This is a genomic window from Streptomyces macrolidinus (genome assembly GCF_023887685.1).
Lineage (GTDB): Bacteria > Actinomycetota > Actinomycetes > Streptomycetales > Streptomycetaceae > Streptomyces > Streptomyces macrolidinus.
In genome coordinates this window covers 47,607-68,089 of record NZ_JAMWMR010000006.1, presented here as the reverse complement: position 1 = coordinate 68,089, position 20,483 = coordinate 47,607, and the positions used below count along the sequence as shown (strand labels likewise).

The 20,483-nt window shown below is 72.2% G+C and carries 21 protein-coding genes and 1 pseudogene; 8 read left to right on the top strand and 14 right to left on the bottom strand.

From position 1 onward, the window contains the following. Positions 1 to 115 precede the first annotated feature (115 nt). From NGF19_RS09390 to NGF19_RS09365, 6 genes are all read right to left on the bottom strand, one after another. Complete coding sequence (locus NGF19_RS09390) at positions 116 to 3,109, bottom strand: AAA family ATPase (protein ID WP_252423998.1); 2,994 nt, start codon at positions 3,107 to 3,109, stop codon at positions 116 to 118. A 112-nt stretch (positions 3,110 to 3,221) separates the two neighbouring features. Next, the gene (locus NGF19_RS09385; RefSeq protein WP_252423993.1) at positions 3,222 to 4,373 is read right to left on the bottom strand and encodes an exonuclease SbcCD subunit D; all 1,152 of its coding nucleotides are present in this window, start codon (positions 4,371 to 4,373) and stop codon (positions 3,222 to 3,224) included. Between the two features lie 199 nt (positions 4,374 to 4,572). Next, positions 4,573 to 5,199, bottom strand: a complete 627-nt coding sequence (locus NGF19_RS09380) for a YigZ family protein (RefSeq protein WP_252423992.1) — start codon at positions 5,197 to 5,199, stop codon at positions 4,573 to 4,575. Between the two features lie 62 nt (positions 5,200 to 5,261). Further along, a complete protein-coding gene (locus NGF19_RS09375) occupies positions 5,262 to 5,807 on the bottom strand; it encodes a SixA phosphatase family protein (RefSeq protein WP_252423990.1) in 546 nt (181 codons plus the stop codon). Continuing rightward, positions 5,804 to 6,487 carry a hypothetical protein gene (locus tag NGF19_RS09370; RefSeq protein WP_252423989.1) on the bottom strand — a complete coding sequence of 228 codons (684 nt, stop codon included), beginning with the start codon at positions 6,485 to 6,487 and terminating at the stop codon, positions 5,804 to 5,806. The genes NGF19_RS09375 and NGF19_RS09370 overlap by 4 nt, the downstream gene beginning before the upstream one ends. A 106-nt stretch (positions 6,488 to 6,593) precedes the next feature. Then, a complete protein-coding gene (locus tag NGF19_RS09365) occupies positions 6,594 to 7,523 on the bottom strand; it encodes a DUF8832 domain-containing protein (protein WP_252423987.1) in 930 nt (309 codons plus the stop codon). A gap of 186 nt (positions 7,524 to 7,709) precedes the next feature. On the opposite strand from NGF19_RS09365, the gene NGF19_RS09360 reads away from it, so the two are divergent. The 4 genes from NGF19_RS09360 to NGF19_RS09345 all read left to right on the top strand — a co-directional run bounded on the left by NGF19_RS09360 (position 7,710) and on the right by NGF19_RS09345 (position 9,916). Further along, the gene (locus tag NGF19_RS09360; RefSeq protein WP_252423985.1) at positions 7,710 to 7,982 is read left to right on the top strand and encodes a heavy-metal-associated domain-containing protein; all 273 of its coding nucleotides are present in this window, start codon (positions 7,710 to 7,712) and stop codon (positions 7,980 to 7,982) included. A gap of 53 nt (positions 7,983 to 8,035) precedes the next feature. Further along, positions 8,036 to 8,317, top strand: coding sequence for a metal-sensitive transcriptional regulator (locus NGF19_RS09355; RefSeq protein WP_308288464.1), 282 nt, complete (start codon positions 8,036 to 8,038; stop codon positions 8,315 to 8,317). A gap of 149 nt (positions 8,318 to 8,466) precedes the next feature. Next, on the top strand, positions 8,467 to 9,177 hold the full coding sequence (locus NGF19_RS09350) for a hypothetical protein (protein WP_252423981.1): 711 nt from the start codon (positions 8,467 to 8,469) through the stop codon (positions 9,175 to 9,177). A 133-nt stretch (positions 9,178 to 9,310) separates the two neighbouring features. Further along, positions 9,311 to 9,916, top strand: coding sequence for a nucleotidyltransferase family protein (locus tag NGF19_RS09345; RefSeq protein ID WP_252423979.1), 606 nt, complete (start codon positions 9,311 to 9,313; stop codon positions 9,914 to 9,916). 105 nt (positions 9,917 to 10,021) lie between these two features. Here NGF19_RS09345 and NGF19_RS09340 read toward each other — a convergent pair whose 3' ends face one another. Together NGF19_RS09340 and NGF19_RS09335 are read right to left on the bottom strand one after the other, a co-directional pair. Beyond that, positions 10,022 to 10,309, bottom strand: coding sequence for a hypothetical protein (locus tag NGF19_RS09340; protein ID WP_252423978.1), 288 nt, complete (start codon positions 10,307 to 10,309; stop codon positions 10,022 to 10,024). A 40-nt stretch (positions 10,310 to 10,349) separates the two neighbouring features. After that, positions 10,350 to 11,180, bottom strand: a complete 831-nt coding sequence (locus NGF19_RS09335; protein ID WP_252423977.1) for a LysR family transcriptional regulator — start codon at positions 11,178 to 11,180, stop codon at positions 10,350 to 10,352. 98 nt (positions 11,181 to 11,278) lie between these two features. On the opposite strand from NGF19_RS09335, the gene NGF19_RS30935 reads away from it, so the two are divergent. Beyond that, positions 11,279 to 12,397: a DMT family transporter gene (locus NGF19_RS30935; protein ID WP_252423976.1), complete on the top strand. Its 1,119-nt coding sequence runs from the start codon at positions 11,279 to 11,281 to the stop codon at positions 12,395 to 12,397. Between the two features lie 520 nt (positions 12,398 to 12,917). On the opposite strand, the gene NGF19_RS09325 is transcribed toward NGF19_RS30935, so the two are convergent. Beyond that, on the bottom strand, positions 12,918 to 14,360 hold the full coding sequence (locus NGF19_RS09325; RefSeq protein ID WP_252423975.1) for an MFS transporter: 1,443 nt from the start codon (positions 14,358 to 14,360) through the stop codon (positions 12,918 to 12,920). Between the two features lie 162 nt (positions 14,361 to 14,522). Here NGF19_RS09325 and NGF19_RS09320 point away from each other — a divergent pair, with 162 nt between their 5' ends. Then, positions 14,523 to 14,951: a CoA-binding protein gene (locus tag NGF19_RS09320; protein ID WP_252423974.1), complete on the top strand. Its 429-nt coding sequence runs from the start codon at positions 14,523 to 14,525 to the stop codon at positions 14,949 to 14,951. A 22-nt stretch (positions 14,952 to 14,973) separates the two neighbouring features. Further along, the gene (locus tag NGF19_RS09315; protein ID WP_252423967.1) at positions 14,974 to 15,663 is read left to right on the top strand and encodes a protein-L-isoaspartate(D-aspartate) O-methyltransferase; all 690 of its coding nucleotides are present in this window, start codon (positions 14,974 to 14,976) and stop codon (positions 15,661 to 15,663) included. 8 nt (positions 15,664 to 15,671) lie between these two features. Here the strand turns inward: NGF19_RS09315 and NGF19_RS09310 are convergent, their stop codons facing one another. Next, positions 15,672 to 16,409, bottom strand: a complete 738-nt coding sequence (locus NGF19_RS09310; protein WP_252423966.1) for a PP2C family protein-serine/threonine phosphatase — start codon at positions 16,407 to 16,409, stop codon at positions 15,672 to 15,674. Between the two features lie 260 nt (positions 16,410 to 16,669). Here NGF19_RS09310 and NGF19_RS09305 point away from each other — a divergent pair. After that, a pseudogene (locus NGF19_RS09305) lies at positions 16,670 to 17,569 on the top strand (alpha/beta fold hydrolase); the annotation flags it as partial. On the opposite strand, the gene NGF19_RS09300 reads toward NGF19_RS09305, so the two are convergent. The 4 genes from NGF19_RS09300 to NGF19_RS09285 form a co-directional block, all read right to left on the bottom strand. Next, complete coding sequence (locus NGF19_RS09300) at positions 17,518 to 18,378, bottom strand: ABC transporter permease (protein WP_252423965.1); 861 nt, start codon at positions 18,376 to 18,378, stop codon at positions 17,518 to 17,520. The pseudogene NGF19_RS09305 and the gene NGF19_RS09300 sit on opposite strands and share 52 nt — an antisense overlap. Then, the gene (locus NGF19_RS09295; RefSeq protein WP_252423963.1) at positions 18,338 to 19,192 is read right to left on the bottom strand and encodes an ABC transporter ATP-binding protein; all 855 of its coding nucleotides are present in this window, start codon (positions 19,190 to 19,192) and stop codon (positions 18,338 to 18,340) included. The genes NGF19_RS09300 and NGF19_RS09295 overlap by 41 nt, the downstream gene beginning before the upstream one ends. Further along, on the bottom strand, positions 19,189 to 19,683 hold the full coding sequence (locus tag NGF19_RS09290) for a MarR family winged helix-turn-helix transcriptional regulator (protein ID WP_252424324.1): 495 nt from the start codon (positions 19,681 to 19,683) through the stop codon (positions 19,189 to 19,191). The genes NGF19_RS09295 and NGF19_RS09290 overlap by 4 nt, the downstream gene beginning before the upstream one ends. Positions 19,684 to 19,787: 104 nt before the next feature. Further along, positions 19,788 to 20,447: a TetR/AcrR family transcriptional regulator gene (locus tag NGF19_RS09285; RefSeq protein ID WP_252423961.1), complete on the bottom strand. Its 660-nt coding sequence runs from the start codon at positions 20,445 to 20,447 to the stop codon at positions 19,788 to 19,790. Positions 20,448 to 20,483: the final 36 nt, after the last annotated feature.

The window sequence follows — 20,483 nt, the reverse complement described above, 5'->3', positions numbered from 1 at the left end:
GTCCCGATCCCGGTCCCAGTCCCAGTCCCGGTTCATGCCGGGGTCCGGCCGTCGGCGCCGTACGCCTCGTCTCACCGAACCTCACCTCACCCCACTTCACCTCGCCGAACGGCCGTCAGCCGAGCGCTCGTTGCCGCAGCACCGATCCCGTCCGCCCCTTGACGACCTCCAGTTGGGCGTGGACGCGCCGCCGCAGGTCCGCGACATGGCTGACGATGCCCACGCTGCGGTCCCGCTCGCGCAGGGAGTCGAGCACGTCGAGCACGTCGTCCAGGCTCTGCTCGTCCAGGCTGCCGAAGCCCTCGTCGATGAACAGCGTGTCGAGACGGACCCCACCGGCCTCCTCGGTGACGACGTCCGCGAGGCCGAGGGCGAGCGCGAGGGAGGCGAAGAACGTCTCGCCGCCGGAGAGCGTCGCCGTGTCGCGTTCCCGCCCGGTCCAGGCGTCGACCACATGCAGCCCGAGGCCGCTGCGGCCCCGTCCGGAGCGGTCGTCGGAGTGGACGAGGGTGTAGCGGCCCGAGGACATGCGCCGCAGTCGTACGGTCGCGGCGGCGGCCACCTGCTCCAGGCGGGCGGCGAGCACGTACGACTCCAGGCGCATCCTGCGCTCGTTGTCCGCGGAGGTACCGGCCGTCAGGGACGCGAGCCGGGCCACCCGGTCGTACTCCTCGCGCAGCGGCGCCAGGCGCCGTACGGAGGCGGTCACGCGAGCGGAGAGCCGGTCGAGTTCGGCGCAGCGGCGGACCGCCGCGTCGTGGGCGGACACCGCCTCCTGGAGCCTGCGGGCCGCGGCCTTCGCGGTGTGCTCGGCGCCCTGGAGGTCGGCGGGCGGCTGCTGGGCGGCGGCCGTGGTGTCGGCCTCGGCGAGGATCGCGCGTACGGCGGCCTCCTCCTGCTGCCAGGCGTCCAGCCGGTGTTGCAGGTCGCGGTGGGCCTGGTCGTCGAGGAGGGCGGCAGCCGCGTCGTACGGCGTGTCGAACCCGGCGCGGTAGGCCGCGTCGGCGAGTCGCGCGTCGGCGTCCTTGAGGCGGTGCGCGCTGTCCTCGGCCACGCGCACGGCGTCGGCCGCCTCGGTCAGCAGGGCGGCCTGCTCCTCAAGGCGGGCCGCGCGCTCGGCGACGCTGCCGACATCGCCCCGGGCCCGGCTCAACTCCTCTTCCAGCGCGGCCCGTTCGTCATCGAGCGCGTCGCGTCGGGAGGCACGGGCCGCCGTCCGGAGCGCGGCGTCCTGCCGGGCCGCGGTACGCCGCTCTCGCTCCTGCTCGGCGCGACGCAACTCCTCCTGCGCGGCGTGCAGTTGTGCGGCACCTTCCCGCGCCGAGCCGTAGGACTGCTCCAACTCCTCGGCCTGCTCGGCCAGTTGCTCGGTCGGCGCGGCACCGGCCTCGGCGGTGGCGGCGGCCAGTGTCTCGCGTACGTCGGCGAGGCGCCGCTCATCCTCGGCGCGCCGTTGCTCCGCGTCGCGATGGGCGGCGAGCGCGCGCTCCTCCGCCTCCCGGTCGACGTGTCCGGCGAGCTTCCGTGCGGGGGCGGGGTGTTCGGTGGCGCCGCAGACGGCACAGGGTGCGCCGTCGGTGAGTCCGGCGGCGAGTTCGGCCGCGATGCCCTTGAGTCGCTGCTCCTTGAGGTCGAGCCAGTGTTCGTGGGCCGTCAACGCGCGTTCGCGCGAGGCGAGGACGCGGGCCTCGGCCGCGTCGGTGTCCTCGGCGAGCCGGTCGCGTCGGCGGGCCGCCGCGAGCCGCTGCCGCGCGCTCTCGCGCTGCGCGGCGAGGTGTTCGGCGCGGGTGGCGGCCTCCTGTGCGGAGTCGATACGGGCCTGGAGGTCCGTACGGGTCTGCTCCCACTCGGCGAGCCAGTCGGCCGCGTCCTGAAGGACCGCCTCGTCGGCGCGCTCCTCCCGGTCCAAGTCGGCGCGCTCGGCGGTGAGTTCGGCCAGGCGTCGCTCGGCGCGGCGGGCCGACTCCAGCCCGCCCAGCTCCTCGGCGGCCCGGCGCGCGGCGGCGGCGAGGCCACTCGCCCCGGCGTCCGCGAAGGTCTCCGGAAGCCGGGCACGCGCGCGTGCTTCCCCGGCGGCGGCCCGCCGTTGCTCGGCTTCTGCGGCCTCGCGCAGGTCCAGGGCGGGCGCCACGGCCTCGGCCTTGCGGGCACGCTCCATCCGCGCCCGCGCCTCGCGGTGGGCGTCGGCCCGCTCCTCCAACCGCGCGGCCCGCTCCCGGGCTTCGGCGTGTCGACGCTGCAGCCGCGCCGTCTCGCGTACGTCGTCCAGGGCGCGCTCGGTGGCGGCGCGCGCCGACTCGGCGGCCGTACGCGCGCAGTGCGCGATGGTGAGCCGTTCACGGGCGTCACCGCGCGCGACGGCGGCCCAGGCCAGGACCGCGTCCGCGAGTCCGGGCTCGCCGGGCCCCAGATCGGGCAGCGGCAGGGAATCCCCGGCCGCCTGCTGCATCCGGTGGGCGTCGGCGAGCAACGCGGTGTCCCCGTCGCGCACATCGGCCTCCGCCGACCGGCGCCGCTCGGCGAGGTGCTTCTCCACGTCGGCGAAGCGCCGGGTGTCGAAGAGGCGGCCCAGCAGCTTGCCGCGGGCCTCGGCGTCCGCGCGCAGGAAGCGGGCGAAGTCGCCCTGGGGCAACAGCACGACCTGGCAGAACTGTTCGCGGCTCATACCGAGAAGCTGGGTGATCTCCTCACCGATCTCCTGGTGGGAGCGGCTGAGATCCTTCCAGGCGTCGGCCTTGGCGTCGTACTCGCGCAGCAGGCTCTGCGCCTTGTCGGTCGTGATGCCGGTGCCGCGCTTCTTCGGGCGTTCCCACGGCGGTTGGCGGGTGATCTCCAGTCGGCGTCCGGCGACGGTGAACTCCAGCCGGACCTCGGTCCTCGTCCCCGGGGCCGCGTGGTCGCTGCGCAGACTCTGCCCCTGGCCGCTCTGCCGGGCGCCGGGCACGGCCCCGTACAGCGCGTAGCACACGGCGTCGAGGACGGAGGTCTTGCCCGCGCCGGTCGGTCCGTGCAGCAGGAACAGTCCGGCGGCGGACAGGTCGTCGAAGTCTACGCGCTGGGTGCCGCCGAAGGGGCCGAAGGCGGTGAGGTCGAGCCGGTGCAGCCTCACGGGGTCTCCTCCTCGGCACGGTGCGGCCTCACCAGGCCTCCTCGTCGGCACGGTGCGGCACGGTGCGGTCTCACAGCGCCTCCTCGTCGGCACAGTGCGGCACGGTGCGGTCTCACAGCGCCTCCCCCTCGACGCGCACGGCGTCGAACGCCGCCCGCAGGACGGCCTGTTCGCTCGGGTCGGGGCCCGCGGCGCGCACATGGGCCACGAAGTCCTCCGCGATCTGCTGGTCGGAGCGGCCCGCGAGGCGCCGTGCGTAGGACAGGCCGGGGTCCTCGGGGGCCCGCTCGGGGTCGAAGACCAGGCTGAGGGTGTGCGGGAAGCGCTCGGTCAGCCGGGCCATGGGCTCGGCGGGGCGCACCGGGTCGGTGAGCGTGGCCTCCACCCAGGCCTCCTGGTGGCGCTCCAGCTCGGGGTCCGCGAGCAGGTCGTCCAGGCGTCCGCGGATCCGGGCGAGGGGGCGCGGTACGGGGCAGTCGACGCGCTCGGCCCCGACTGTGCCGTCGGCGCCCAGGTCGACGAGCCACATGCTCTTGCGGTGGTTCGCCTCCGAGAAGGAGTACGGCAGCGGGGAGCCCGAGTAGCGGACGCGGTCGGTGATCGTCTGGCTGCCGTGCAGATGGCCCAGCGCCACGTAGTCCACGCCGTCGAAGACCCCGGCCGGTACCGCGGCGACCCCGCCGACCGCGATGTCCCGCTCGCTGTCGCTGGGTTCGCCTCCGGTGACGAAGGCGTGGGCGAGGACGACGGAGCGGGTGCCCGGGGCGCGTGCGGCGAGATCGGCGCGGACGCGCTCCATGGCCGCCGCGAGCACCGTCTCATGGCCTGCCCGCTCGACGCCGAACTGGCCCTTCACCAGGGCGGGTTCGAGATAGGGCAGACCGTAGAAGGCCACCTCGCCGTGCGGGTCGGCGAGCACGACCGGGGTTCCGCAGGCCGCGGCGTCCGTCCGCAGATGGATGCCCGCGCGGCCGATGAGCCCCGCGCCGACGCCCAGCCGGCGCGCCGAGTCGTGGTTCCCGGAGATCATCACCGTGGGCACGTCGAGATCGGCGAGGCGGTGCAGGGCGGTGTCGAACAGCTCGACCGCGGCCAGCGGGGGCACCGCGCGGTCGTAGACGTCTCCCGAGACGACCACCGCGTCCACCTCGCGCTCGCGCACGGTGGTGACGAGATGGTCGATGAAGTCGGCCTGTGCGCCGAGCATGTTCACCCGGTGGAACGACCGGCCCAGATGCCAGTCGGAGGTGTGCAGCACTCTCAAGAATCCGCTCCGACCCGCACGTGTCCCCCTCCTGCACCGTCTATGGAACCGCCAGGAGCCACCACGGGCTCGCTGTCGACGCTCACCACGCTAACGCGTGCCGGACCCGCTCCCCCACGAACCTCAGCGCGCCGCCCCAATTCGACCGCGCATCACGGCAATTGCCCGAACTGTCCGACTTGCACCCTTCGTCCGCACTTCACGCGTCCCCGTACGCCTCTCCGCCCAGCTCGAACCCGGCCGTGCCCGCGGTGGCGTCGGCGAGCCATGCCCGGAAGGCCTCCACGTCGGCGTCCGGCAGCCCGATCTCGATGGTGACGTGCTCCCCGTAGCGCACGTCCCGCACCTCGCGACCGGTCGCGCGCAGGCCGTTCTGCACCTTGCCCGCGCGCTGGTGGTCGACCGTGACCGTGGCGAGCCGGAAGCGGCGGCGGGTGAGCGTGCCGAGCGCGTCCAGGGCCTCGCCCACCACGCCCCCGTACGCCCTGATGAGCCCGCCCGCGCCCAGCTTCACGCCACCGTAGTAGCGGGTGACGACGGCGACGACGTAGCGCATGTCACGGCGCAGCAGCATCTGCAGCATGGGGACACCCGCGGTGCCGCCCGGCTCGCCGTCGTCGCTCGCCTTCTGGATCGCGGCGTCGGCGCCGACGACATAGGCGTAGCAGTTGTGCGTGGCGTCGGCGTGCTCCTTGCGGACACCGGCGATGAAGTCCTGCGCCTCCTGCTCGGTGGCGGCCGGGGCGAGGGCGCACAGGAAACGGGAACGGTTGATCTCGGTCTCGTGCACGCCCGCGCGGGCGACTGTGCGGTACTCGTCCTGCATCACGCCAGCGTATGCGCTCGCCGCACCGGCCCCGCAGGCCGACCCCCGGCCACCCCTCCCGGCTACCCCTTGCCGCCCCTCGGCACGATGACCTCGGTCAGCCGGGCCGCGCCGGGCGCGAGGGAGTCCCAGCCGCCGCCCTGCCAGGCGAGGACGGCGATCGCCGAGGTGGGGAACTTGGTACGGACCCGGCGCAGGGCATCGCCGACGGCGCGCCCGGCGAGCGTGAGGACCAGTTCCTCGAGACCCGGGTTGTGCCCGATCACCAGCAGCGTCCCCACCTGGGCGGGCACCGCGCGCGCGGCCTGCAGCAGATCGGGTACGTCGGCGGCGTACAACTGCGGCTCCAGCCGTACGGGCGGCGGCGGGGTGTCCCACTGGGCCGCGACCAGCTCCCAGGTCTGCCGGGCGCGGACGGCGGTGGAACACAGGACGAGGTCGGGCAGGCAGCCGGCCTCGGCGAGCGCGCGCCCCGCGGCCGGGGCGTCCCGGCGGCCCCGCGGCGCGAGCGGCCGTTCGTGGTCGTCCACGCCGTCGGGCCAGGCGGACTTGGCGTGCCGCAGCACGACGAGTCTGCGCGGCGAGCCCGCCGCGGCCCGGCCGCTCACGCCGGGGCCCCGATCTCCCGGGCGAGGTCGAGGCCGAGCAGCCGGTCGGCGTAGGCGTACGTCTCGAAGCGCGCCCCGTCGGGCATGTCGTCGGCGCGCTCGACACGCCGCAGCGCCTCCAGGACGGCGGGCACATCGAGATCGTTCTCCCAGGCGGCCCGCAGCTCGTTGCGTACGGGGTCGGGTACGGGCCTGGAGGGCCGCGTCGCCCAGACCGCGACGGCCTTGCGCCAGCGCCCCAGCGTGTCCCGCGCGTCGGTCAGGGCGGCCGGGCCGAGGTCGACGGGCTCGCAGCGCGGGCGGGTGAGGAGGGCGAGGCGGACGACCGAGGAGGCGGCGGTGGTGTCGGCGGGTCCGGTCGCCGGGGCGACCTCGACGCAGACGCCCTCGGGGGCGGCGCCCTGTTCCCCGATCACGTGCAGGGCCCGTCCGACACCGGGCGCGTCCGGTTCGGCGCGCCGGATGCCGAGGTCGTCGGCGCGCGCCCGGAGTTCGGCGGGCACCTCGGCGACCGTCATGACGGGCGTGCTCCCGAGTTCCAGGGCTCGCGCCAGGACGTCGGCCACCAGCAGCACGCGCAGGGCCGAGGTGTCGGCGCCGACCGCGTGCGCGTGGACACGGGTCAGCCCCGGGCGGATGTCGACGGGCTCGCCGCTTCGGGCGTCGGTGATACGGAGCACGAGGCGAGCGTAGGCGGGAGGCGGCTTCGGCGCGGGGAGGTGGGACCGGTTCCGGACAGACGCGCCCCGGCCGACCGTCGAGGCCGACCGGGGCGCGCGTACGGGTTCAGTGTCCGGCGTGGCCCGCGTGCACGGTGAAGGCGGCGGTGTGGACCTTGCCCTCGTGCTTGAAGTCGAGGAAGAGGCGGTACGTGCCGCTGCTCGGGGCCGTGGCCATGAAGGCGACCTCCGGGCCCGGCTTCGTCTCGCCGTCCCCGGGCTCGCCGTGCGGGTGGACGTGCAGGTACGCGAGGTCACCCGCGCGCAGGGCGACGAGGTGGCCGTAGGCGCCGAGGTAGGGCTGGAGGTCCCGCACCGGCTTGCCGTCCCGGCTCACGGTCAGCTTCAGCTCACCGGACGCACCGGGGGCAAGGGCCCCGTCGAGCGTCACCTCGTAGCCGTCGACCTCGGCGGTGCCGTGGTCCGTCGGAAGCGCCGCGGGCCGGTACGTACCGGGCGCGGCGAGGTCGGCGCCGAGGGTGAGCCCTTCGCCGCCCTTGGGCTTGAAGTCGGCGAAGACGCGGTACGCGCCCGCCTCGGGCAGCTCCACCGGGGTGGACCAGGTGCCGTCGGCGGCCCGCGTGGGGTGCAGATGGCGATAGACGGTCAGGTCGCGCGAGGCCACGATCAGATGCAGTTCCTTGCCGTGCTCGCGCTCGAACTCGGTGACCGCGCGCCCGGTCGCGTCCCGGACGATGGCGAAGCGCACCTCGTCCACCTTGCCGGACACGAGGCGCGGGCTCTTCAGGTCGAGCGTGTACCCGCCCTGGGAGACCTGGAGGCCTCCGGGGAGCGCCGCCGCCCCGTGCTGCTCGTGCCCGCCGCCGGAGGCGTGGCCGTCGGTGTGACTCTGCCCCTGAGCGTGGGCGTGGGCTCCGTGAGCGTCGCCCTTCGCCTTGGGCGAGACCGATCCGACCGCATTGCCCACACCGTAGGTGGCTCCGAACGTCGCGGCCAGCGCGGCGGCGAAGACGGTGACCTTGAGTCCGGTGTTCATGGCTCACTCCTCCGTTCATGCCGCCCGGCGGGCGGCCGATGCACATCAACATACCCCCAGGGGGTATGAAGTCAACCCCGAAGCCCTTGCCGCAACAGACTTGCACCAGATACGGGGAGGGGGTATACATGAACCACCGACAGCAATACCCCCCAGGGGTATAAGGTGAAGCGAAAGGGAAGACCCATGGCTGACTGCTGCACCCCCGACGGAAGCTGCCACACCAAGGCGGAGACGAAGACCACGTACAAGGTCGACGGCGTCGGCAGCGCCCACTGCCAGGGCGTCGTCGCCAAGGCCGTGGGTGGCCTGGACGCGATCAGCGCGGTCGACGTCGAGATCGGCACCGGCCTGGTCACCGTGACCACCGCGACCGCGCCCGACGACGCACTCGACGCGCTGATCGAGAAGACGGTCGACGAGGCCGGTTACGACTTCGCGGGCCGCGTGGCCGCCTGACCGGCGAGGTCACCGCCCCCCGATGATCACCGTCCCCGATGAGGAGGGGCCACATGACCGGGCACCGAACTCAACGGGACGACATCATCCGTCGACTGCGCAGGATCGAGGGCCAGGTGCGGGGCCTCCAGCGGATGGTGGACGAGGAGAGCTACTGCATCGAGATCCTCACCCAGGTCGCCGCCACCAACGCCGCGCTGCAGTCCTGCGCAGTGGCTCTCCTGGACGAACACCTCGCCTGCTGCGTCACGGAGGCCATCGTCGAGGGCGGTGAACAGGCCAGAACCAAGGTGAGCGAGGCTTCGAAAGCGATCGCACGCCTCGTACGCACCTGACGACCGCATGCTGCGGGGCCGAGCGGACCAACCGCCCGGCCCCGCAGCCTGTTTCACTCACAGGCCGGGCAGGAGGAGAGAGCGAAACCAGCTCCCTCAGCCACCCCACTCGCATTGACCGACTCGGGCAGGACAGAGATCGTGAGCCCATGACCGACAGCACGTGGCTCAACTGCCGCAGTCACCAACTCGCCCCTGGCAACGAGGTCTTCAGGAGCGAGCGCAGCTTCCACCTCTTGGCCTACTCGAACAGCCACGGCCGTCTCCTGATCCGGAGCGTCGGCCTACCCGACACTCCTGACGAACCCGAGACGACGATCGACCTGCTGTTCAAGCCCGCCATCGTCGTGAAGATCCGTGACGCCTACCGAGGCTTGGCGATCAGATGCGCGACCGAGGCCGAGAGCGCACGGGTCAAAGCCGAGTACACCAGCGTGTTCTTCGGCAAAGAAGATCACGTCTTCGTCCTTGAGAGCCAGGGCGAGTCCGACTACGTGGTCGCCATGGCCGTCGGCTGGGCGGAGGGGATACTCGACCGGACGCGCCCGAGCTTCTTCACCGACTTCCACCCCGATTCGGCGATCTGGCCCCACCGACCTCTCGACGGCCCCGACCACGGCCTCGACTTGGCCTTGCCCCAGGAACTCACCGACGCGCTGACGGACGAAGAGAACGCCACGAAGCGTCGGAAGCGTCACGGCTACGTCTACGTCGTCATGATGCGGGTGATCCACCCTACGGGGCCCGAAGTCAAGGGAGTCGGCGCCTTCCTGACCAGAGCGGAAGCGGAGGAGGCGCAGGCCGTGATCACGGCGAAGTCGGTCGAATGCTGGGTCGAGGAGCTTCCGATCGCAGTCTGACCAGAAGCCGCGACGTGACCACGTCGAACCAGTACGAAGTCACAGGAAGGTGCGCCGTTCCAGCCGCAGGTCCCCTCCTCAACTCCCCCTGAAGGCAAGGCTGGTGACGCCCACAGCGTGGTAGTCATAGGCAATGACCGGTCACCTCGCCCTGGACGAACAACTCGTCGCCCTCAAGTCGGTGCTCTCCCGCAACGACGTACTGCTGGAAGTACTGGACCGCACCGCGTCGTTGGCGTTGCCCGGCTGGTACGTGACAGCGGGATGCCTGTTCCAGACCGTCTGGAACGTGGTCACCGACCGCCCTCCCACGAGCGGGATCAAGGACTACGACGTCTTCTACTTCGACGACGGCGACCTGTCCTGGGAAGCGGAGGACACCGTGATCCGTGCGGGCAAGGAGGTCTTCGCTGACCTGCCCGCCAAGGTCGAGATCCGCAACGAGGCCCGCGTACACCTCTGGTACAAGCAGAAGTTCGGCGTCCCCTGCGCCCCGCACACCTCCACCGAGGCAGCCATCGACCGCTTCGCCGCGACCACGTGTTGCCTCGGGGTACGCCTGGAGCCCGGGGGCCGTTGGCGCGTCTACGCACCGCACGGCCTCTCGGACATCTTCAACCTCGTCGTACGTCCCAACCCGACGCTCGCCCCACGAGAGGTCTACGAGAGCAAGACGGCACGCTGGCAGCAACAGTGGCCCGAACTGACCGTACTGGACTGGCCGTCTTACAGCGGCTGACACAAGCAGCGACGGCCACTTCCGATGGTGTGCGGCGCTGCTCAACCGCGCCGCGCGGACCGCGTGACCGACGAGGGGTGGCTCGGCGCGTCACCGTCGTCAAGCTCAGCCGACGCCACGATGGGCGGCCCACAACTCCCCCGCACGGCTGGCCGCTTCGGCAACCAGGGCTGCCAGTTCGGGCTTGTCGGGGACAGGGAACGAGACGTATGCGCCTCGGCCACCAGCGACCGGTCGGCCGTAGGCCTTCACGGCGAGGTGACCGTCAGGGAGAAGCCTGACGTTGAGTGTGGTCAGCGTGAACGCTTCACCGCGCCGGGTGTCCGTCCAGCGGAGCGCCTGCGGGATCGTGACGTTGATCGCCAGAGCACTCACTTCCAAGTCTTCGCCCATGGACGGATGTTCTCACGGCGGAACGGCGACCAGGGCGGCCTTACCAGTAGGTACGCCGCGTCTCGTAGAGCACCGAGGCGATGTCCTCCCGGGTCCTGGTGGCGAGCCGGTCGCTGGTGACCAGGCTCAAGGGGATCGCGGGCAGGGGCGGAAGCGTGTCGAGCCTGCGCAGGCCCTGCTCCTGATCCCGGGTCAAGGGAAGTGCCGTGATTCCGCCGGTGGTTCTGACCGCGGCGAGGAGGCTGAGGAGGTCGACGCACTCGCGGGCCGGGGGTCTGCCCGCCGCGGCTTCGGAGGCGAGGATCCGTTCCCTGATGGCGCAGGGGGCGGTGAAGGCGACGATCTTGTCCGGCTCCGGCGCCCGGTCTGCCGGGCCCGCCCAGGCCAGCGGAAGGTCGGCGATATGGCGTGTGCCGTGACCGAGGTCGCCGATCCCCAGAGCGACGTCCGCCGAGTGATCGTGTACGAACTCCCGTACGCGCGCGCTGCGATGGAACCGGAACCGCACAGGCCGGTCCGGGTGGTCCCGGGAGAGCACCTGACCGACGGCGCGCAGCAGCGGCTCGGTGGCATGCTCGGTGGAGACGACCACGAGGTCCCCGGCACCAGGGCCCAGCAGTCGGCGCAGGGCGTCGTCATGCTCGCCGAGCAGCCGGTACGCCTCGCGCAGTACGTCCTCGCCCCGCGAAGTGAAGGCGATGTTACGGCCCTGGCGCGCCACGACGGGGAAGCCCAACTGCCCTTCGAGGCGGCGCAGATGCCCACTGACGGCCGCCTGCGACAGATGCAGGGCGTCGGCGGCCTTGCGTACTCCGCCGAAGGAGGCCACGGTGACCAGGCTGCGCAGGCACGTGATGTCGAGGGTTGTCACGGCCTCATTGTGGCCGGTGACCGACCCCTGCACAGCGCATCGATCGCGATTCGTGATCGGTCACGCCCGGGGCCGGGGAGTGCTGCTGAAGTCGGCACGTGAATCAACGCCTTCTCCCGACCGTGACCGTCCTCCTCTACGCCGTCAGCTACCCGCTCGGCGCGCTCACTCTCGACCATGTCTCGCCGTTCCTGCTGATCCTGCTGCGCTTCGTCCTCAGCGCCGCGCTGATGTGGGCCGTCGTGGCCGTCCGGCGCATCCCGCTGCCGCGCGGTCGGGTGCTCGCCTGGGCCGCGGTCGGCGGGGTGCTGGTGCAGGGGGTCCAATTCCTGGGCCTGTACTGGGGTATGGCGCACGGTGTCAGCGCGGGCATCGCATCCCTGGTGATCGCGATGAACCCGGTCGCCACCGCTGTCCTCGCCCGACTCCTGCTGCGTCGACGGGAGAACCGGTGGGGACTCCTCGCGCTCGCCTGCGGTGCGGTGGGCGTGATCGCGGCCTGCCTGCCACGGCTGTTGTCCGACCCGGCGGTGGGACCGGGACTGATCACCGTACTCATCGCCCTGGGCGGCCTCTCCGCCGGCTCCCTCCTCCAGGAACGGAAGCTGCGCGCGGTGGACCCCTTCGCGTTCACGGCCATCGGTGTCACCGGTTCCGTCCCGGCGGCCGGCGCCCTCGTCCTCACCACCCCGCAGCACTTCTCCGACCCGGCGCCCGCTGTCGGACTGCTCCTCCTGCTGGTACTCGCCAGCGCGCTCGCCCTGGTCTGCTACGCGGCCTGCGTACGCCGCACGGGGGCCAGGGGAGCGTCGATCCTCTTCGCCCTCATCCCCTCGGTCGCCGTGGTCGCGGCCTGGCTCGTCCAGGGCACGCCCCTCGACATCACCACCGCGATCGGCCTCACCGGCGGCGCACTCGCCTGCGTCGCCCAGACCCGGGCCGCCCGCGTCACCGACCCTGGTCGCCCCGGAGGCGTCGCCCTCACTGGTTGCGCATGCCTGCCGGTGAACGAACTCGAAGACCGTCACCGGTGGCGCGCGGCCTCTCCCGCAGGCAGCGCGCCACCGGTTCTCCCGTACCGCTACGGCTACTCGGACTTGTCGAGTTCGTCGGCGAACGCGCGCAGGGCGTCGGCGAGTTCCTTCTTCGTGGGCAACTCATCGACCTTCTTGTCGAGTTGTGTGATGCGCCGGTTCAGCTCGGCCAGATCGGGCTGAGAACTGGGCGACGACGGTGACTCCGTGGACGGCGGTAGCTCAGTGCCGGGGGCGGTCGGGTCTTCGCCGCCGGACGTGGGCGACGGACCACTGCTGCCGTCACCACCGGTTCCACCGCCGGTTCCACCATCGGTACCGCCGTTGGTGTCCCCAGCCGACGGCATGACGGTCTCCTCCGAAGAAGGCGGGGCGGTGGTGTCGTCGTCCGAGCCGGACGCGAGGGCGACCCCGAAGCTCAGCGCCACCAGAACGGCCGCCCCCGCAACGGCTGTTGTGACGCGTCGAACGTATCGAGTGCGGGCCGTGGACGAGTTGTGAGTGTTCTGTGAGCCCTCCATGCGGGCGAAGGTACTCGTGCGCATGCATGGACGGACCGATTCCACCGATCCTCGTCGGCCGACCCCGAGCGTCGCCCCCGCGACGACCCACTCCGTCCTCAACACGGCATTGGCCGCCCGGGAGTTCCCCGGACGGCCGATCCGACAGACAGGACCAGTCACCAGTGCGCCCTCAAGTGCGCCTAAACGCTGGCCCGTTCGGCCTGCTCCGTCGAAGCGGGGTCCGTATGTCCTGCGGCGGTCGCCTTGTCTCCGCGCATGGCGAGCAGGGTGGTCAGGCCACCGGTCGCCGCGATCATCGCCGCCCAGACGAAGGCCGAACTGAAGCCGTCCGTAAGGGCGGGCAGGTTGCCCAGTTGCCCCGCGCCCTGCGACGTCGCCACCGCGGTGAGCGCCGCGAGGCCCAGGGCCGACCCCACCTGGTAGGTGGTGTTGACGATGCCCGAGGCCAGGCCCGCCTGCTCCTGCGGGGCGCCCGACATCGCGGTCATCATCGTGGGGATGTACGCGAGCGACATACCGAGCGCCGCGACCAGCGAGGCGGGCAGGACGTCGACCACGAAGGTACCCGTCGGCTCGACGGCCGACAGCCACAGCAGACCGGCCGCCAGGACCAGCAGACCACCGCCGATCAGCGGCTTGGCGCCGAGCTTCGCCATCAGCCGGGCCGTGATGACGGTCATGAAGATCATCAGTAGCACGGTCATCGGCAACAGCGCGGCCCCCGACTCGAACGCCCCGTAACCCAGGACCTGTTGGAGGTACAGGTTGAGGAAGTACCACATCGGGATCCACGCGGCGCCGAGCAGGGTCATCGCCAGGTTGGCCGAACCCAGCCGCGGCACACGCCAGATGGCGAGCGGCATGAGCGGTTCGCGTACCGCCTTCTGCACCACGAAGAAGAGCGCCAGGAGCGCGACGGCGGCGATCAGTTCGAGCACCGTGCCGGTGGAGTCCCACCCGACTTCCGGCGCACGGACGACGGCGAAGACGGCGAGCGCCAGGCCCGCGGTGACCGCGACGGCCCCCAGTACATCCACGCCGCCTCGGCGTCCGGCGACGGCGGGCAGCAGTCCGGTGGCCGCCAGGGTGGCGACGCCGATCGGCACGTAGATGACGAAGACCCAGGGCCAGCTCAGCCACTCGGTGAACACTCCGCCGAGGAAGACACCGGCCGTGCCGCCCGCGGGAGCCGCCGCCCCGTAGAGCGCCATGGCCTTGCCGAGTTCCCTCGGGTTGTGCCCGAAGAGCATCATCAGCAGCGTCATGGCCGAGGGCGCGATCAGCGCACCGCCCACCCCCTGCACCGCACGCCCGACGACCTCCACGGTCACGGACTGCGCCGCCGCCGCGACGACCGAACCCGCGATCAGCACCACCCAGCCGGTGGTGAAGACCTTGCGCGCGCCGAGCAGATCGGACAGGCGGCCACCGAGCAGCAGCAGCCCGCCGAAGGCGATGACGTAGGCGTTGAAGACCCACTGCAACTCGCCCTGCGAGAAGCCGAGATCCTTCTGCATCTCCGGGAGCGCCACCCCGATGATGGACGTGTCCATGATCACCATGAACTGGGCGGCGGCGAGCACCAGAAGCGCCCACCAGCGCCGGGGATTGACGGCTGACATGGTTTCACCCTCCTTATACATACCCCCTGGGGGTATCTCGTGCGGAGCAACGTAGCATACCCCTGCGGGGTATGTAAGCCCGCTGGGCGGCGGTACGGGAATGGCACGCAGCCGACGGCCGTTCCCTCAACAGCGACATCACGACCCCGTGGAGGCACAGCCATGCACAGCGAGACGGCGACGGTCCGGAAGATCCTCGAGGACCTCGGTGACACCTGGGCGATCGTCGGCCTCTCCTCGAACGAGCGGCGCGCGGCCTACGGGGTCGCGGACGTCCTGCGCCGCTACGGCAAGCGGATCGTCCCCGTCCACCCCAAGGCCGAGACGGTGCACGGGGAACAGGGCTACCCCTCGCTCGCCGCCGTCCCCTTCGACGTCGACGTCGTGGACGTCTTCGTGAACAGCGAACTCGCGGGCGCGGTCGCCGACGAGGCCGTGGCCAAGGGCGCCAAGGCCGTGTGGTTCCAGCTCGGCGTGACCGACGAGGCCGCGTACGAGCGGACCCGCGCCGCCGGCCTGGAGATGGTCATGAACCGCTGCCCCGCCATCGAGATCCCGCGCCTCGCCACCGAGGTACCGCGCCTCGGCTGACCCCCACCCGACGGGACCGCCCGTGAACGCCCTGCCCCGCACCCCCGAAGATCTCGTACGGGCCCTTCGAGCCGCCGGGATCAGGGACGAACGCCTGCTCGACGCCGTACGGACGACGCCCCGGGCGGACTTCGTACCGACCGGGCAGGGCGCCGCCGCCTACCGGGACGCTCCCGTTCCGATCGGGCAGGGGCAGGTCACCACGCAGCCGTCGCTGTCCGCCATGATGATCGAGAGCCTTGAGCTGGGCGGCGGCGAGCACGTTCTCGAGGTGGGCACCGGTCTCGGCTTCCAGACCGCGCTGCTCGCCCGCCTGGCCGCCGACGTGGTCAGTATCGAGATGCGGCCGGACATCGCCGCGCAGGCGCGCGCCCACCTGGCGGGCCGGGGCGTACGGAACGTGGAGTTGCGGGTCGGCGACGGAAGCGGCGGGGTGCCGGACCGCGCTCCGTACGACGCGGTGCTGGTGTCGGCCGCGTTCCCGGAGGTGCCCGCTCCCCTCGTCGCGCAGCTTCGGCCGGGCGGACGCCTGGTGCAGCCGATCGGGCCGGGCGGGCACGAGCAGGTGGTGTGCTTCGTACGCCGTACCCGAGCACCGGAACTGGAGCAGCTACGCGTCGTCACCGCGGCCTGCTTCGTACGGCTGGGGGGACGGTACGGCTACCCGCAGGACGAGGAGCGGGACGGCGAGGGCGGTACGAACTCTCCCTGAAACTCCGCCTATTCGCCCCCGACCCGCGCCACCGCCAGCGTGATGTTGTCGGGCCCGCCCGCCTCGATCGCGGCCTTCCACAGCTCGAAGACCGCCCGGCCGTCGTCGTGCTCCCGCATCACCGCGTCGAGTACGTCCGTCGTCAGCGGGTCCGTCACGCCGTCGGTGCAGACGAGGCAGCGGTCGCCCGGTGACAGGGGCACGGTCGTCACATGGGGCCGGACGGCGCGGTAGGCGGGGGTGCCGCCGAGACACTGGGTGACCAGGGACGTGGTGCGCTGCCCGGGGGCGAGCGGCGGGCTGTCGTCGACACTGAGCTGACGCAGTCCGTCGTCGGACGCCGCGAAGACCCGGCTGTCCCCCACGTTGAACGCCAGCAGCGAGCCGGGCCGGAAGACGGCGCCGGCGACCGTCGTCCCCATGGCGGTCCTGTCGCCTCCGGCGGCCTCGTACACGGCGCGGTTGCAGGCGTTCAGGGCGTCGTGGACGGCGTCCTCGCCGCTCAGGGCGGGGCCGATCGAGGCGATGCGGCGTACGACCAGGGCACTGGCCACATCGCCGCCCGGCTGCCCGCCGAGCCCGTCGGCGACGGCGACCACGAGGGGCGTCCCGAGGGGGAAGACCAGGGTCTGCGGGCTCTCGGTCACAGTGGCGCACAGGGTCCATGGCCCGATGACGAGACTGTCCTCGTTCCGCTCGCGCAGCAGCCCCGGATGGCTCAGCGCGCTCACAGCGACATACGGCATGGGGGGCCACCGCCTTCCCGCAAGGGGGCACACCGCCGGAAGCCGGGCTACGGCTTCAAGTCTAGGAACGGTGCCGTGCGGGGTGCCAATGCCTGCGTGGACCAGCGGGGGCCGTTCCGGGGCGGGGTCCGTCTTGCGCGGCGCGGCACCCCCTCCGAAGCTGGACGCCGGGCAACGAAGAAGACGACGCGGGAAGAGGGTGCGTGGTGCGCGAGGCATGGGCGGCCGAGGCCCGGGAGCGGGTGGAGGCGGGCAGACCGATGTCCCCCGGCGTGCGGGCGATCACGCTGGACGGCGCGGGCATCCCGCTGTCCGCACTGCTCGCCGAACCGGTGGACGGGCCGCCGCGCGCCACCGTGGTCGCGCTGCACGGCGGAGGCATGACCGCCGGGTACTTCGACGGCCAGGCGCACCCCGATCTGTCCCTGCTCACCCTGGCCGCGCGCCAGGGCTTCAGCGTGCTCGCCCTGGACCGTCCCGGCTACGGCTCCTCGGCCCTGTCCTTCCCGGAGGGACAGACGCTCGACGAGCAGGCGGCCACGATCGGCGCGGCGCTCGGGGACTTCACCCGGAGGTTCGCGACCGGTGCGGGCATCCTGCTGCTCGGGCACTCCTACGGCGGCAAGCTCGCCCTGCGCCTGGCCGCCGACGCCCTGCCCGCCCCCCTGCTCGCGCTGGACGTCTCCGGCTGCGGACACCGGTTCGCCGCCGATCTGTCCGCGCTGGGCCAGGCCGGTGGCCTGCGTCAACGGCACCTGAACTGGGGGCCGTTGAAGCTCTACCCGCCGGGTGTCTTCTGGGCGGGTTCGAGCGTGGTGGCGGCGATGCCGCGCCGCGAGGCCGAGGACGCGGCGAACTGGCCCGGGATCTGCGGGAGTCTGCTGCCCCGCGTCCGGGTGCCGGTCCGGCTGACCTTCGCCGAGCACGAGGCCTGGTGGCGCCACTCCGACGAGGACGTGGCCGAACTCGTGGGGCTGATGACCGCCGCGCCCCGGGTGCTCGTGGACCGGCTTCCGGACGCGGGGCACAACATCAGCCTGGGCTGGGCCGCCCGGACGTACCACCTGCGCGCGCTCGCCTTCTTCACGCAGACGCTCCCCTCCTCCGATCAGCGGGCCAGCCGCCCCAGCAGCGACGACGCCGAGGCGATGCCCGCGGCGGCGGCCAGCGGCAGCACCGCGAAGTCGAGCAGCAGATGGGACGGGGTGCCGAGCAGAAGCCCGCGCAGGGCGTCGACCTGATAGCTCAGCGGGTTGACCTTGCTGACGGCCTGGAGCCAGCCGGGCATGACGGACACGGGGTAGAGGGCGTTGGAGCCGAAGAACAGCGGCATCGTGATCGCCTGGCCGATGCCCATCAGCCGGTCACGGGTCAGCACGATGCCCGCGATCGTCATGGACAGGCAGGAGAAGAAGACGGAGCCGAGGACGACCGCCACCACCACGCCGAGGAGCCGTAGCGGGTTCCAGGTCATCGCCACGCCGAGCGCCGCCGCGATCAGGACGACCACGACCGCCTGGACCAGCGCCTTCACCCCGGCGGCGAACGCCTTGCCGGTGATGAGCGCCGCGCGTGGCGTGGGCGTCACCAGCAGCTTCGTCAGGATGCCGGCGTCCCGCTCCCAGATGATCATGATGCCGTAGAAGATGGCGATGAACATCGCCGACTGGGCGATGATGCCGGGCGCCAGATAGTCGAGGTAGGGGATGCCTCCGGTGGGTATCGCGCGGATGCGGGTGAACGTCTCGCCGAAGATCAGCAGCCACAGCGCGGGCTGGACCGCCCGGGTGTACAGCTCGGTACGGTCGTGGCGCAGCTTCTGGAGTTCGACGGCGCACATCGCGAGGACCCGTGCGGGCAGCACCCGCCAGCCGGTACGGGCCCGGGGCGGGGTCACCAGCAGGTCGAGGTCGACCGGGTGGACACGGTCAGCCGACGCGGGACGCGGTGCGACGGGTGCTTCGGACATCGCGGAAGTCTCCTGCCTGGTCGTCGAGTCCGCTGCCGGCGACGTCACGGAAGACGTCCTCCAGCGTGGGCAGCGGGCCTTCGGTGCCGAGCCGTTCTGCAAGGCCGCGCCGCAACTCGTCGGGGGTGCCGAGGGCGTGGACGCGGCCACGGTGCATCAGGGCGACCCGGTCGCAGTACTGGTCGGCCTCGTCCATGTAGTGGGTGGTGACGAGGACGGTCATGCCGGTGGCCGCGCGGACGATGTCGATGTGCTCCCACACGTTGGTGCGGGCGATCGGGTCGAGGCCGATGGTCGGTTCGTCGAGGATGAGCAGGCGGGGCGCGCTGACCAGGGCCTGGGCGAGTTCGAGTCGGCGCACCATGCCGCCGGAGTACGTACGGGCGAGCCGGTCGGCCGCGGCGGTGAGGTCCATGGCCGCGAGGGCCTGCTCGACACGCCGGGCCCGCTCACGGCGGGAGACGTCGAAGACACGGGCGAACAGGGCCACGTTCTCCCGCCCGGTGAGCCCGGAGTCGGCGGAGAGCTGCTGCGGCACATAGCCCAACAGGCGCCGTACGGCCATGCGTTCACGGGCCGCGTCATGGCCGAAGACATGGATCTTGCCGGCCGGGACGGGGAGGAGCGTGGTGATGCAGCGGATCGCGGTGGTCTTGCCCGCGCCATTGGGGCCCAGCAGTCCGAACACCTCGCCGTCCCGGACGGACAGGTCGAGTCCGTCGACCGCCTTGGTCTCCGCGAAGGAGTAGGCGAGCCCGGTGCAGATGACGGCGCGGGGCTCGGGGGCGTCGTCGTACGTCACGTTGCCCATCATGTCTCCTCGGCCTCCTCGTGCAGGTTCTCCGCCAGCTTGCGCAGGGCCGGAAGGGCCGCCTCCAGCGCCTTGCGGTCCTCCTCGGCGAGGCGGGCCACCTGGCGGCGTACGAGCGCGGTGCGCCGCTCGCGCCAGTCGCGCAGCCGTGCGATGGCGGCCTCGGTGGGCAGCAGCCGCGCGGCCCGCCGGTCGGCCGGGTCCGTCTCGCGGATCAGATAGCCGTCCCGCGCCAGCCGGTTGACCAGCGTCGAGACGGAGTTGCCCGCCAGATACAGCTCCTTGGCGGCTTCCGACACCCCGATACCGGGGCGCGCCACGACCAGGCGCAGCAGTTCGACCTCGGCTCCGCGCAGCCGCGGCGCGGTCATCCCGCCGCGCAGCCGCCGCCGGATCAGCCGCTGCACCCCGGCGAGCGCGACGGCCAGATCGTCGGCGAAGCGTTCGGCTCCCACGGATCCCGGCTCCGGGTCCGGGTCCGGCCCCACAGTCATTTCGCGGTCCACGCTTTCGACGATAGCTCTGTTTCAGAGGTATCGGGGAATGAGAGGGCCAAGGGGGTGGCACGGGAAGGGCAAGAAGAGCCCGGAGGCACGCGTCAGGCGGGACATCGCCCCGTGTAGCGGCCGACCAGATCGCACCAGCCCGCCTCCACGCGCTCCACGGACATCCCGTGGCGGGTGAGCAGGTCGTCCACGAGGACCGTCTCCAGATAGCCGAGCAGCGTGTGCGTGACGAGGTCGATGTCGGCGCCCACCCGCGCCTCGCGCAGCAGCATGCGGACGTGGGCCAGCCGGAACTGGTACGGCGGGCTGCTGCGGCGGCGGCCCGGCTCCGCGTGTGCGGCCAGATAGAGGTCCCGGTGCGCGTGCTCATGGCGGATCACGGTGGAGCCGAAGGCGCACAGGCGCTCCGCCGGGGACGCGCCCGGACCGAGCGGTGGCGGCCCGGAGAAGAAGGAGGACTGGAGCTGCTGCTCGTAGTGGCTGAGCAGCTCCACCAGCAGGCCCGTGCGGTCACCGAAGCGCCGGAAGACGGTGCCCTTGCCGACCCCCGCGCCCTGGGCGATGTCCTCCATGGTCACGTTCGCGATGCCGCGTTCGGCGGCGAGGCAGGCGGCGACCTCCAGCAGCCGGGTGCGGTTGCGGGCGGCGTCGGCGCGCAGGCGGGGCGCCGGCCCGGTCGGCATGAGCGCGAGGTCGGTACGGCCGCCGTGGTCGTCCTGCGGCGCGCGAAGGGGCGGGAGCGGCTCGATCATGGGGCCAGCGTAGCGCCTCGGAGAGACAAGCGGACC

What these genes read in the sequence shown, in the direction of transcription:
- NGF19_RS09380 (WP_252423992.1), bottom strand. Translation starts at nt 5,199, where the DNA reads ATGCAGGACGAGTACCGCACAGTCGCCCGCGCGGGCGTGCACGAGACC.
- NGF19_RS09300 (WP_252423965.1), bottom strand. Translation starts at nt 18,378, where the DNA reads ATGTCCGAAGCACCCGTCGCACCGCGTCCCGCGTCGGCTGACCGTGTC.
- NGF19_RS09310 (WP_252423966.1), bottom strand. Translation starts at nt 16,409, where the DNA reads ATGCCGTATGTCGCTGTGAGCGCGCTGAGCCATCCGGGGCTGCTGCGC.
- NGF19_RS09290 (WP_252424324.1), bottom strand. Translation starts at nt 19,683, where the DNA reads ATGACTGTGGGGCCGGACCCGGACCCGGAGCCGGGATCCGTGGGAGCC.
- NGF19_RS09360 (WP_252423985.1), top strand. Translation starts at nt 7,710, where the DNA reads ATGGCTGACTGCTGCACCCCCGACGGAAGCTGCCACACCAAGGCGGAG.
- NGF19_RS09285 (WP_252423961.1), bottom strand. Translation starts at nt 20,447, where the DNA reads ATGATCGAGCCGCTCCCGCCCCTTCGCGCGCCGCAGGACGACCACGGC.
- NGF19_RS09350 (WP_252423981.1), top strand. Translation starts at nt 8,467, where the DNA reads ATGACCGACAGCACGTGGCTCAACTGCCGCAGTCACCAACTCGCCCCT.
- NGF19_RS09355 (WP_308288464.1), top strand. Translation starts at nt 8,036, where the DNA reads ATGACCGGGCACCGAACTCAACGGGACGACATCATCCGTCGACTGCGC.
- NGF19_RS09320 (WP_252423974.1), top strand. Translation starts at nt 14,523, where the DNA reads ATGCACAGCGAGACGGCGACGGTCCGGAAGATCCTCGAGGACCTCGGT.
- NGF19_RS09340 (WP_252423978.1), bottom strand. Translation starts at nt 10,309, where the DNA reads ATGGGCGAAGACTTGGAAGTGAGTGCTCTGGCGATCAACGTCACGATC.
- NGF19_RS09345 (WP_252423979.1), top strand. Translation starts at nt 9,311, where the DNA reads ATGACCGGTCACCTCGCCCTGGACGAACAACTCGTCGCCCTCAAGTCG.
- NGF19_RS09295 (WP_252423963.1), bottom strand. Translation starts at nt 19,192, where the DNA reads ATGATGGGCAACGTGACGTACGACGACGCCCCCGAGCCCCGCGCCGTC.
- NGF19_RS09365 (WP_252423987.1), bottom strand. Translation starts at nt 7,523, where the DNA reads ATGAACACCGGACTCAAGGTCACCGTCTTCGCCGCCGCGCTGGCCGCG.
- NGF19_RS09325 (WP_252423975.1), bottom strand. Translation starts at nt 14,360, where the DNA reads ATGTCAGCCGTCAATCCCCGGCGCTGGTGGGCGCTTCTGGTGCTCGCC.